General features: G+C 65.5%; 13 protein-coding genes and 1 tRNA gene. 9 read left to right on the top strand and 5 right to left on the bottom strand.

From position 1 onward, the window contains the following. Positions 1 to 169 precede the first annotated feature (169 nt). Positions 170 to 1,030: a subclass B3 metallo-beta-lactamase gene (gene bla, locus ACWCIA_RS17480; protein ID WP_454165257.1), complete on the top strand. Its 861-nt coding sequence runs from the start codon at positions 170 to 172 to the stop codon at positions 1,028 to 1,030. Between the two features lie 26 nt (positions 1,031 to 1,056). On the opposite strand, the gene ada is transcribed toward bla, so the two are convergent. Further along, positions 1,057 to 2,124: a bifunctional DNA-binding transcriptional regulator/O6-methylguanine-DNA methyltransferase Ada gene (gene ada / locus ACWCIA_RS17475; protein WP_454165256.1), complete on the bottom strand. Its 1,068-nt coding sequence runs from the start codon at positions 2,122 to 2,124 to the stop codon at positions 1,057 to 1,059. A 152-nt stretch (positions 2,125 to 2,276) separates the two neighbouring features. On the opposite strand from ada, the gene hutC reads away from it, so the two are divergent. The 6 genes from hutC (at position 2,277) to ACWCIA_RS17445 (ending at position 8,000) form a co-directional block, all read left to right on the top strand. Next, entirely contained in the window at positions 2,277 to 3,008 is a 732-nt protein-coding gene (gene hutC / locus ACWCIA_RS17470; RefSeq protein ID WP_454165254.1) for a histidine utilization repressor, read from the top strand. Positions 3,009 to 3,124: 116 nt separating this feature from the next. Further along, complete coding sequence (locus ACWCIA_RS17465) at positions 3,125 to 3,523, top strand: response regulator (protein ID WP_454165252.1); 399 nt, start codon at positions 3,125 to 3,127, stop codon at positions 3,521 to 3,523. Positions 3,524 to 3,774: 251 nt separating this feature from the next. Beyond that, entirely contained in the window at positions 3,775 to 4,101 is a 327-nt protein-coding gene (gene trxA / locus ACWCIA_RS17460) for a thioredoxin TrxA (protein WP_379720274.1), read from the top strand. A gap of 150 nt (positions 4,102 to 4,251) precedes the next feature. Beyond that, the gene (gene rho, locus ACWCIA_RS17455) at positions 4,252 to 5,514 is read left to right on the top strand and encodes a transcription termination factor Rho (protein ID WP_136220912.1); all 1,263 of its coding nucleotides are present in this window, start codon (positions 4,252 to 4,254) and stop codon (positions 5,512 to 5,514) included. Between the two features lie 352 nt (positions 5,515 to 5,866). Continuing rightward, positions 5,867 to 6,136: a type B 50S ribosomal protein L31 gene (locus ACWCIA_RS17450; RefSeq protein WP_454165250.1), complete on the top strand. Its 270-nt coding sequence runs from the start codon at positions 5,867 to 5,869 to the stop codon at positions 6,134 to 6,136. 142 nt (positions 6,137 to 6,278) lie between these two features. Continuing rightward, on the top strand, positions 6,279 to 8,000 hold the full coding sequence (locus tag ACWCIA_RS17445) for an ArnT family glycosyltransferase (RefSeq protein WP_454165248.1): 1,722 nt from the start codon (positions 6,279 to 6,281) through the stop codon (positions 7,998 to 8,000). Between the two features lie 54 nt (positions 8,001 to 8,054). Here the strand turns inward: ACWCIA_RS17445 and ACWCIA_RS17440 are convergent, their stop codons facing one another. Further along, complete coding sequence (locus tag ACWCIA_RS17440) at positions 8,055 to 8,645, bottom strand: FxDxF family PEP-CTERM protein (protein ID WP_454165247.1); 591 nt, start codon at positions 8,643 to 8,645, stop codon at positions 8,055 to 8,057. A 176-nt stretch (positions 8,646 to 8,821) separates the two neighbouring features. Between ACWCIA_RS17440 and ACWCIA_RS17435 the strand changes: the two genes are divergently transcribed. Continuing rightward, the gene (locus ACWCIA_RS17435) at positions 8,822 to 9,403 is read left to right on the top strand and encodes a hypothetical protein (RefSeq protein WP_454165245.1); all 582 of its coding nucleotides are present in this window, start codon (positions 8,822 to 8,824) and stop codon (positions 9,401 to 9,403) included. Then, positions 9,386 to 9,470: transfer RNA gene (locus ACWCIA_RS17430), tRNA-Leu, on the top strand. The genes ACWCIA_RS17435 and ACWCIA_RS17430 overlap by 18 nt, the downstream gene beginning before the upstream one ends. A 132-nt stretch (positions 9,471 to 9,602) precedes the next feature. On the opposite strand, the gene ACWCIA_RS17425 is transcribed toward ACWCIA_RS17430, so the two are convergent. The 3 genes from ACWCIA_RS17425 to ACWCIA_RS17415 form a co-directional block, all read right to left on the bottom strand. Beyond that, a complete protein-coding gene (locus ACWCIA_RS17425; protein WP_454165243.1) occupies positions 9,603 to 9,929 on the bottom strand; it encodes a DUF2185 domain-containing protein in 327 nt (108 codons plus the stop codon). A 31-nt stretch (positions 9,930 to 9,960) separates the two neighbouring features. Then, positions 9,961 to 10,662: a PEP-CTERM sorting domain-containing protein gene (locus ACWCIA_RS17420; RefSeq protein WP_454165241.1), complete on the bottom strand. Its 702-nt coding sequence runs from the start codon at positions 10,660 to 10,662 to the stop codon at positions 9,961 to 9,963. 184 nt (positions 10,663 to 10,846) lie between these two features. Continuing rightward, a complete protein-coding gene (locus tag ACWCIA_RS17415; RefSeq protein WP_454165239.1) occupies positions 10,847 to 11,656 on the bottom strand; it encodes a substrate-binding periplasmic protein in 810 nt (269 codons plus the stop codon). Positions 11,657 to 11,769 lie beyond the last annotated feature (113 nt).

The following is an 11,769-nucleotide window of genomic DNA, read 5'->3' as shown; positions in this document are numbered from 1 at the left end:
CCCCCCCCCCCCCCCCCCCCCCCCCCCCCCCCCCCCCCCCCCCCCCCCCCCCCCCCCCCCCCCCCCCCCCCCCCCCCCCCCCCCCCCCCCCCCCCCCACACTCTCTATCCTTATCCCTATCCCGATCCCGGTTATCCCAACCGCACCAACACCAAGCGAATACCTCCCCGTGAAACGCATCGCCGCCGTCCTGTCCTGCCTGCCCCTGCTTTCCCTGCCCGTCCACGCTGCCGACTGGGCAGGCCCGCAAGACCCGTTTACGCTCTGGGGCAATAGTTATTACGTCGGCACCCAGGGCCTGAGCGCGATGCTGCTTACCTCGCCTGCCGGCCACATACTGATCGACGGCGCCGGTCCGAAAACGCCGCACCAGATCGCGGCCAACATCCGCCGGCTCGGCTTCAACGTGGAAGACATCAAGTACATCCTGGTCTCGCACGAGCATCTCGACCATGCAGGCGGCATCGCGGCACTGCAGCGCTTGAGCGGGGCGACGGTGCTGACCAGCCCTGCCGCCAAACCGGTGCTCGAATCCGGCAAGACCGACAAGGGCGATCCGCAGTTCGGCAACGGCATGCCGGACATGGCGCCGGTGGCGCAGGTAAAAACCGTGCGCGACGGCGAGACCGTGACCCTCGGCCCGCTGGCAGTCAAGGCGCATTTCACGCCGGGGCATACGCAGGGAGGCATCAGCTGGACCTGGCAGGCAAGCGAGAACGGCAAGACAGTGAACATGGTGTACGCGGACAGCCTGAACGCAATCGGCGCCGGGACCTTCCGCTACAGCGGCAATGCGCTCTATCCGCAGGCAAAGGCGGATGTCGAGCGTTCGATCGCACGCGTTGCCGCCCTGCCCTGCGACATCCTGGTCTCCGCGCATCCGGATGCGATCGGCCTGCTCGAGCGGCAGGCGAAGCAGAAGCAGCTCGGCAACGCAGTCTTCATCGATGGCGAGGCCTGCCGCAAGTACGCCGAGACCGGGCGGGTGCGGCTGGCGCAGACGCTGGCGAAGGAAGCGGAGCAACGTTGAACGCGTGGACGGGGAACCCGTCCACGCTACATTTTTTCGCGGTCGATCAACGCCGACTTGCGCTCGATCCCCCATCGATACCCTGAAAGGCCGCCATCGTTCCTCACCACCCGGTGACAGGGTATCGCCACCGCCACCGGATTGGCCGCGCAGGCCCCCGCCACCGCGCGCACGGCAGCAGGCGCACCGATGCGCCGCGCCAGCTCGGTATAACTGACCGTCTCGCCCGCCGGAATCGCCCGCAGCGCCGCCCACACGCGCTGCTGGAAGGCCGTGCCGCGCACGTCCAGCGGCAAATCCAGCCCGATGCGCGGCGCCTCCACGAACCCCACCACCAGCGCCACCGTCCGCTCGAACTCGCCGTCGGCGCCGATCAGCTGCGCCTTTGGAAAACGGTCCTGCAGGTCGCGCACCAGGGCGTCCGGGTCGTCCCCCATCAGGATCGCGCAGATGCCGCGTTCGGTCGTGGCGACCAGGATCGCGCCGAGCGAGCAGGCGCCCACCGCGAAACGGATCGCCTCGCCGGCGCCACCCTCGCGAAAGCGTGCCGGCGCCATGCCCAGCATCTGCCCGGCGTCGGCATAAAAGCGCGACGCCGAGTTGAAGCCGGCCGCGTACAGCGAATCGGTGACGCTCGCGCCCTGCCCCAGCGCCTCGCGCACCCGCTCGGCACGGCGCGCCGCGGCCCAGGCTTTCGGCGTGACCCCGGCATGCAGTTTGAAGACGCGCTGGAAGTGAAAGCGGCTCATGCCGACCGCACGGGCCACCGCATCGAAGTCGGGCGCCTCCTCGCAAGCGTCGATCAGGCGGCAGGCCTCGGCCACCGCGCGCGCCTGGCGTTCGGCAGCGGGGGGCTGTTCCGGCTTGCAGCGCAGGCAGGGACGAAAGCCGGCCGCCTCGGCCTCGGCGCAGCCGGCATGGAAGGCGATGTTGGTGCGCAGCGCCAGGCGCGAGGGGCAGGAAGGCCGGCAATACACGCCGGTACTGCGCACCGCATAGACAAAAACGCCGTCGGCCTGCGGATCGCGCCGCTGCACGGCGGCCCAGCGCGCATCGTCGGTGGCATAGGGGTCGGGCATGGTCTCGATCTTCATGGCAGTGGGCGATGGAGGGGTGGGAATGACTGCATCCTGACACAGGGAGCGTCTCCGGGCACCCCAATCCTTGCTTTCGAATCGGCGGTGCTAGAATCGAGACTCAACTGGTCATCAATACAGTCATCATTATCGCCCTTCCGGAGAGCAGTTTGGACGAACACAGCGCATACGGGAGCACCCCCGCGAGCACCCCTATTTTCCAGCGCATCAAGGATTACCTGGTCGGCGAGATCGCATCCGGACGCTGGAAGGAAGGCGACCTCGTGCCGTCGGAGCAGGCGCTGGTGCGCCAGTTCGGCGTCTCGCGCATGACCGTCAACCGCGCCGTGCGCGAACTCACTGCGGAGCAGGTGCTCACGCGCCGCCAGGGCTCGGGCACCTATGTCGCGCCGCGCAAGTACCAGGCAACGCTGGTCGAGATCCGCAACATCGCCGACGAAGTGCGCGCACGCGGACACCGCCACGGCAGCCGCCTGCGCCTGCTCGAGGAGGCCCTGGCGCCCGAAGCGCTGGCGCTGCAGTTCGCCCTGCCCGCCGGGACACCGCTGTTCCATTCCGTGATCGTGCACTTCGAGAACGAGGTGCCGATCCAGCTCGAAGACCGCTGGGTCAACCCAGCCTGCGCGCCGCACTACCTGCAGCAGGATTTCGGCAGCATCACCCCCAACGAGCACCTGATGGCGGTAGCGCCGCTGCAAGGGGCGACCTACAGCATCGAAGCGCTGGACGCGCCGCGCGACGTCGCCGAGATGCTGGGCCTCGACGCCCGCGCCGCCTGCCTCGTGCTCAACCGCAAGACCACCTCGCAGGGACAAGTCGCGTCGGTGGTGACGATGTGGCACCCGGGTCACCTCATTCAATTGACCGGCAGTCTGGGCTAAGAGCACCCTGCTTCCTGAATACAACGCAGGGCAGAAAATTTTGAACAGCATGCGCCACGCCTGCCGGTTCTCGCCCATAATTCCTTCCCAGTCAACATCTTGCCCAAACCACCTGTATGAATAAGCTCGCTCCGGCAGGCACAGGTCAGCCGCCGCGCGTGCTGGTCCTCGACGACGACCGCTTCATGCTCGACATGCTCAAGGACATGCTGGAACAAATCGGCGTGCGCGACATCTATACCGAGGCAAGCACCCGCCACGCGCTGTCGACGCTGGCCGAAGCCAGTCCCGACATGCTCATCTGCGACCTGGCCCTGCCCGACATGGACGGCATCGAATTCCTGCAGGTGGCGGCGCAGCGGGGCTTTGGCGGTGGCGTGATCCTGCTGTCGGGCATGGATTCCGGGGTACGCAACGCGGCCGGCGAACTGGCCCGGGTGCTGGGTTTGCGGGTGGCCGGCATCTTCCGTAAACCGATCGCGCTCGACGAATTGCGCAGCGCCGTCGTATGTTGAGATTTTGTACAAACGTCCGAACACTTTTTGGGAAAATAAGGTATTATTCGGCCTAAATCCCCCGCCTGACGTCCTCTGGACGACCTTCCAAACTTGAGTTCGCGCGCATTGTCTCCACCATTGCGTTGCAACCAGCTTTACCAAAGGGAACTCGAGTTCGAGCCCGAAAAGCGGAAGCCGGACGAGCTGCCGACAGGGTCGGCACGGGTCTCCAGGCGTACCTTGATCCTTACCTCTTCTTTGAGGAAAACATGAGCGAAAACATTAAACACATCAGCGATGCTTCTTTCGAAACCGACGTGCTCAAGTCCGAGCGTCCGGTACTGGTCGATTTCTGGGCCGAGTGGTGCGGTCCGTGCAAGATGATCGCCCCGATCCTCGAAGAAGTGGCCAAGGAATACGACGGCAAGATCACGATCGCCAAGATGGACGTCGACGCCAACCAGGCCGTGCCGGCCCAGTTCGGTATCCGCGGCATCCCGACCCTGATCCTGTTCAAGGACGGCGCCGTCGCTGCACAGAAAGTCGGCGCCCTGGCCAAGGGTCAGCTGACCGCTTTCATCGACAGCAACATCTGAACGCATAGCGGCGGCAGCGCGCCCGCACTGCCGCCATTGCCTAGACGGGAATTCGGTCGCCTCCGGCCGCTTCCTATTTAACGCAGTTTAATTAATCCACGTCGTTCCCTCCCCTACCTTTACCTTCCCGTCACGGGACACCCACACAACATGCACTTATCTGAACTGAAGGCAATGCACGTCTCCGCGCTGCTGGAGATGGCCATCGGCCTCGATATCGACAACGCAGCGCGCCTGCGCAAGCAGGAACTGATGTTCGCGATCCTGAAGAAGCGCGCCAAATCCGGCGAACAGATCTTCGGCGACGGCGCCCTCGAGGTGTTGCCCGACGGTTTCGGCTTCCTGCGTTCGCCCGACGCCAGCTACATGGCGTCGACCGACGACATCTACATCTCGCCGTCGCAGATTCGCCGCTTCAACCTGCATACGGGTGATTCGATCGAAGGCGAAGTGCGTACGCCGAAAGACGGCGAGCGTTACTTCGCCCTGGTAAAGGTGGACAAGGTCAACGGCGAATCGCCGGAAGCATCGAAGCACCGCATCCTGTTCGAGAACCTGACCCCGCTGCACCCGCAGGAACCGCTGCGCCTCGAGCGCGACATGAACGGCGCCGAGAACATCACCGGCCGCATCGTCGACCTGATCTCGCCGATCGGCAAGGGCCAGCGCGGCCTGCTGGTCGCCTCGCCGAAATCCGGCAAGTCGGTCATGCTGCAGCACATCGCCCACGCGATCACCGCGAACCACCCCGACGTCACCCTGATTGTGCTGCTGATCGACGAGCGTCCGGAAGAAGTGACGGAGATGCAGCGCTCGGTGCGCGGCGAAGTCGTGGCGTCCACCTTCGACGAACCGGCCACCCGCCACGTGCAGGTTGCCGAAATGGTGCTGGAAAAGGCCAAGCGCCTGGTCGAAATGAAGAAGGACGTCGTGATCCTGCTCGACTCGATCACCCGCCTGGCGCGCGCCTACAACACCGTGATCCCGGCCTCGGGCAAGGTGCTGACCGGCGGCGTCGACGCCAACGCGCTGCAGCGTCCGAAGCGTTTCTTCGGCGCTGCCCGTAACGTCGAAGAAGGCGGCTCGCTGACCATCGTCGCGACCGCCCTGATCGAAACCGGCTCGCGCATGGACGACGTCATCTACGAAGAATTCAAGGGCACCGGCAACATGGAAGTGCACCTCGAGCGCCGCCTGGCCGAGAAGCGCGTCTACCCTGCGATCAACCTGAACAAGTCGGGCACCCGCCGCGAAGAACTGCTGATCAAGCCGGACCAGCTGCAAAAGATCTGGATCCTGCGCAAGCTGCTGTACTCGATGGACGAGATCGAGGCGATGGAGTTCATCCTCGACAAGATGCGTGCGACGAAGACCAATATCGAGTTCTTCGACATGATGCGCCGCGGCGGTTAATTACCGCTAAAGCATCGAGGAAGGGCGGCTTAGGCCGCCCTTTTTATTTTCCCGCGACATATGCAGCAGGACGTAGGGTGTGCGGCTATACCCGGGTGATTGATAAACACGCGGCTCATCCGCCGCCCACGCGTTCAACGCACAGAAGCATGTCGCGAAGTAGCAACCGTCGGTTGAACGCGTGGACGGCAGAGCCGTCCACCCTACGTATCCAAGGTTGCCTTGCCGATCGATGCGTTTTATAATCGTGGGTTCAGTAGTACTCAACCCCGGCAAGTGAGCGGCAATCGGGTCAAGAGGCAAGACGACCGACGAAGTGCTGTTTGGCTACCAAACCTACCAAGGCAGAACCATGAAAAACGAAATCCATCCAGATTACCGCGAAGTCGTCTTCCACGACATGTCGTGCGACTTCAAATTCATCACCCGCTCGACCATCAACACCCGCGAGACGATCAACTTCGAAGGCAAGGACTACCCGCTGGTCAAGATCGAAGTCTCGGCTGAATCGCACCCGTTCTACACCGGCAAGCACAAGATCGTCGACACCGCCGGCCGCGTTGAAAAATTCCGCCAGAAGTTCGGCGCAGTTGGTTCGAAGACCTCGGTCGCCAACGGCTAAATCCAGCCCTGCGCAAGTCTCCCGCGCCGGTTCGCACGAACCCGCAGGGAGCGCAAAAAGAAGCCGACATTCGGCTTCTTTTTTTTTACCCCGTCGTCACCCGCTATACTAGCGCGACCTTTATCCAGCATCAGACTTATCGATGAAACCAGTCCGCCTTCCCGCCGCCGCCACGCTCGCCCTGCCGCGCTGGGCCTTGTTCGCACTTGGCCTGCTGTACATCCTGCCGGGGCTGATCGGCCGCGATCCGTGGAAGGACGATGCCGACAGTTTCGGCATCATGTGGACGATGTCCAGGGGCGGCCTCGACGACTGGCTGTTCCCGAACGTGGCCGGCCTCCCGGCGCTCGACGAAGGCCCGCTCGCCTTCTGGCTGGGCGCGCTGTGCATCAAGCTGTTCGGCTGGCTGCTGGGCGACGTGCTGGCCGCGCGCGTGTCGAACATCGGCATTTTCGTGGCCGGCGGCATGTCGCTCTGGTACACCGCCTTCCACCTCGGGCGCCGTCCCGAAGCGCAACCGCTGCGCCTGGCCTTCGGCGGCCAGCCGGAACCGGACGATTATGGCCGCACCCTGGCCGACACCGCCGTGCTGGTCTACCTCGGATCGCTCGGCCTGCTGCTGTACAGCCACGAAACTCTCGCCGTCACCCTGCAGGGCTCGCTGCTGGCCTATTTCCTGTACCGCGCGGTGCGCTACATCGAGACTGCCAGCCTGCGCAACGCCGCCCTGGTCGGCCTGTCGCTGGGCGCGCTGACGCTCACGCGCGGGCCGATCTCGCCGGTCGCCCTGCTGCTGGCCCTGTTCCTGTGCACCCGCTTCTTCCGCATCCCCTCGCGCGCCGCCCTGCCCCACATGGGACTGGCCGCGCTCGCCGCCCTGCTGCTGACCCTGGTGTGGATCGTGCCGGCCAGCCTGCTGCAGCCCTACGGCCAGTCGCCGGTGCCCGCCTGGGTCGGCTGGAACGTCGAGCAGCTGGCCCTGCCCGGCTGGACCTCGATCAAGGCCTTCTTCCGGGTCGGCGTCTGGTTCTTCTGGCCGGCCTGGCCCTTCGCCGGCTGGGCGATCTGGGCCTGGCGGCGCCAGCAGCACATGCTGCACATCGTGCTGCCGCTGACCTTCCTGGGCGCGCTCACCGCCGTGATCCTGTGCGACCCGACGCCGGAAAACGGCGATTTGCTGAAGCTGCTGCCGCCCCTGGCCCTGATGGCCGCGTTCGGCCTGCCGACCATGAAGCGCGGCGCGATCAACGCCATCGACTGGTTCTCGGTAATGGCGCTGACGACGCTGGCCGCCCTGGTCTGGCTGTTCTGGATCGCGAAACTCACCGGCTGGCCGGCCAAGCTCTCGCACAATGCCCTGAAACTGGTGCCGGGCTTCACACCGGAATTCGGCATCATCAGTTTCACGGTGGCGGCCGCCGTCACGATCGGCTGGATCTGGCTGGTACGCTGGCGGGTGTCGCGCCAGCGCACCGTGCTGTGGCGCGCGGTGGTCCTGTCCTCGGGCGGCCTGATCCTGCTGTGGGTGCTCCTGATGACCCTGTTCCTGCCTGACCTCAACTACAGCAAGAGCTACGCCGGCGTGGCCCAGGCGATCGCCGCCAAGCTGCCGCCGAACGCCAACTGCATCGAGACCAATGTCGGCCCCTCGCAGCGCGCCTCGTTCGCCTACTACGGCCGCCTGCCTTTCGTCGGCGTCGAGGGCGGCCAGTGCGATTACGTGCTGCTGCAGGACAGCGTCAAGACCCGCGACGACCGCGACCTGGGCCGCACCTGGCGCACCGCCGGCGCCACGCTGCTGTGGGAAGGCCGGCGCGCCTCGGACCGCGACGAGCGCTTCCGCCTGTACCGGCGAGCCCGCTGACCCGCCCCCTGCTTCAGGCCGATCGCCCTCCGGGACTTCCCGCAGGGCGATTTTTTATCGCCCCACGAACCCGAAGCTGCGCCGCCGCAGCAGCGCGCCGCCCGCCAGGCCCGCCAGCAACGTCGCGTAGAACGGCGCTTCCGGCACCGGCGACACGGTCAAATCGCCGCCGAAACTGCCGCCCGCGGCACCCACCACCTGGCCGTCGACGCGCACCGCATACGACCCGACCGGCAGGTTCAATGCCGTCACCGACCACGAATCGACCGGGTTGTCGCCGAAGCCGGTGAGGTCGATGCCGGCCACCGCGTTACCGATGACCGCAAGCGTGGCCGGGTCGTAGCGGTACAGGCTCAGGCCAGTGAGCAGCAGGTCCTTGGTGCCCGGCGAGTCGAGGAAGGACGAGGTGACGGAGGCCGCGGCGTCGAAAGGGATGCCGGCGACCGTGAAGGTAAACACGCTGGCGAAGGCGCGGCCGGACTCGGCGGCCGTGAAGCCGTCGCCATAGAAGGCGTTGAAACCGCCCTGGCCGTCAAGCTGCACATCGAGCGCCGTCGTGCGCGCTATCGTTTGCGCGCCGGCCCCGGGGGCGCCGCAGAGCAGCGCCGAGAGCACGGCGCCGAGTATCAACGGTTGTCGTTTCATGGTGTCTCCATCGGACAGATCCGAACAAGGTCAGCGAATGTCGACGCAACGCCGGCTGGGCCTCCGACCACGGCACGAGCATATCTTCCCAGTCATGTTATTTGAGTCACGTCAACTCCGGGGCGCAAGCGGGGCCGACAATGGCCGAGAGCAAGTCGCCCCTATCAGGAGACAACATGAAAAGCGTAATGTTCTCGGAAATCGTGCATGCGCATCGTGGCGCAGGCGGACTGCGCGGGCTGTCGCCGCTGACGGCCTACGGCCTGACGGTGGCGGCCGGCATGCCCCTGCTGGTGCTGGCCCTGCGCGCCTTCGACCCCGGCGCGCCGCTCGCGGTGATCGTGCTGCCGATGCTGGCCGGCCTGGCCCTGCCGCTATGGGCCGGCACACCCGGCCGGCTCGAGGTCAGCACCCGTTTCGACGCCATTCACATGCGCCACACCCTGGGCGAGGTGCTGGCGGCGCTGGGCTATGTCGAGTCCGAGGGCGGCGCGGCGCCCGGCCGGGTGCGCTATGTCATGAACACCGGCAACGCCTGGCGCAACCGTGGGCAGCGGGTACACGTCCGGATCCGCGCCCATGCGCTCGACGTCGTCGGCCCAATCCCGACCCTGCGCGCACTGCAGCACGCCTTGTCCGGCCAGGCCGGCGCACCCCAGCCGGAGCCCCGCCCCGCTACCCTGCCGAGCCGGGAAACTGTTGCCGGTGCAATGCAAATCAGCGATAATGCGGAGCGCGTCGCCGGGATGGCGGAATAGGTAGACGCACGGGACTCAAAATCCCGCGCCGCAAGGCGTACCGGTTCGATTCCGGTTCCCGGCACCACGCACGAATACGAAAAACCCGCGTTCTTCTTTGGAGAACGCGGGTTTTTGCTTGTTGGGGCCAGTGGTTTCCCGGCGCGGCGCCCGTTAAGTCAATCCTTCCAGGCGACGGGGGAATGAAAGTCGGCTTCTTCTACTCAAGCAAAATATAGCTTCCGTCTTCATCCCGTTCAAATTCGCTGCCTGGCCCTGCATCGATATACGGCAGGATCTCGGGACAATAATTCACGATGGTGTTCACATCGTACACACCGTGATGGGCGTTGTTAGCCATGTAGACGGCGTCTTCATCGCCTGCGAAGAATCGCCAGCCGCTGTCTTCCGGCCGGACTGGTGCTTCGCGGCGCATATAACCAACCGGTTTCCCGTCCACCGTGATCCTGTCGGTCGCCAGGCAGCCACCCAATCCCGGAGCCAAGGGTTTGATTTGATCGGCATTGAGACGAAACGCTTTTTGCATGGCGGTCTTTCAATGAAGGGGAAAAATTTCACTAACGAGAACAAGTGGCGCGTTTCGAACGGCGGCGCAGCGTCAGCAACGCGACGATGCCCAGGCCGAGCAGAGCGAGCGAGCCCGGTTCCGGCACCTCCTTGACGGGGAAGGTGGTGATGGAGAAGTTGCCGACGTTGTGGGGATCGCCGTACTTGCTGTCGCCGACCGTCGGCGCATAGTAATAGCGCCATACCGCGTGAGGGTTGTTGGCCGAACCGACGAGGTTGTAGTCGCCCGAGCCGGTGCCAAGGTCCAGCACGGCGCCATTGGTGTTCAGGAAGTCGACGATCAGCCCGCCGCCCGCGAAATGAAACGTGGTGTTCGCCACGAACGCGATGTCATAGTTGCCGATGATGGTGTCGCCGAACACGCCCGGCGCGAGCGACGAGACGAGCGTAAAACCGTTGGCGTCGGCCTTGACCGCGCCGTTCGCGCTGGCCGCGGCCAGCGACAGGTCGAAGCGCAGCGCCTGGTCGTTGCGGCCGGCCGTGTCGAACGCGATGATGTCGCCGGCACGCAGCGTGAACGCAGCGATGTCCTTGTACACGAAACCCATATGGGGTTCGTAGGCATCCGGGCAGCCGAACGGAATGCAGTTGCCGAAATTGGTGGAGCTGGTCCCGGCATAATGGATGGTGCCGGCCTGCGACGCGGCCGCGCAACCGAGCAAGACAGCAGCGACAAGTGTGCTCTTCAGCATGGTTTTCCCTGTTGTGAATGTTATGTGCTTTTTAATGCATATAAGCAAATTTCATTCCAACTAGGAAAATCATGAACTTAGCGCCGGCGCGCGGCCGTCCTGTCAAGAATCCCGACAGTGTTGGGGGTGCGACGACGAACAAGCCTCGGCTGTTGCCTGCAGGGGCGAGCTCGCGGGGCAGTGGCTACCTGCTTCCCGCCCGCCCGTTCCAGTTATCGTACGCGCGCTCGATCCGCCGCATCGCCCCGTCCCGCTCGAGGCTGGCGAAAGCGCCGTTCAGGCGGTTGACCACCTCGTCCGGCACGGCCCGGTTGCAGGCCAAAAACACATCCATCCGGTTGAAGACCAGCAGCGGGACGATGCGTCCGTTCCAGCCGTTCTGCTCGAGCACCGGGCTGCCGGCGCGCAGGGCGGCGGCCCACAGGTCGATGCGGCCGAGCAGGAGCTTGCGGGGGTTGGTCAGGTCGGTCGGGGCCGGGTCGACGCGAAAGCCGCGGCTGCGCAGGTAGGCGTCGCGGGCGTCGCCGTTGTAGGTGCCGATCCGGTAGGGCCGCGCGTCTTCGAGCGTGCGCAGGACGATGCGGCGGTCGGCGCGCGCCATCAGCACCCATTCGGCACTGTCGGTGGGGCCGACCCATTTGAACAGGGCGTCGCGCTCGGGCGTGCGCGTGGTCGAGTAGACGCAGGCGTCGGGCCGGGTGCGCGCGGCGGCATAGGCGCGCTTCCAGGGCAGCAGGTCGATCGTGTACGGCAAGCCGGCGCGCTCCAGGGCGGCGCGCACCTTGTCGGTGGCGATGCCGATCACCCGCCCGTCCCCGTCCAGCATGCTCGACGGCGCCGCCGTCTCGGTCGTGATGTACAGCGGACGCAAGGGAACCGTCTCGACGGCCAGCGGGCGGCTCTCGGCAGCCTGTGCGGCACCGGCGGCGCCGGCCGCCGCTGCCGTGAAAAACACCGGCGCCAGCGCGGCAAATAAAATGTGTTGGATCGGCATCGTGCACCTGTCCGGGCCGCTCAGGAATGCGCCCGCCATGCAGGCAGCATACCCCATCGGACACGGCAGTGAATTGGCATCAGGAATCATGCGTGCGCATGGTGGCAACTGCG

It is taken from the genome of Massilia sp. SYSU DXS3249, from assembly GCF_053668055.1.
The sequence above is the reverse complement of the archived record's forward strand: the minus strand, read 5'-3'. Positions and strand labels throughout refer to the sequence as shown.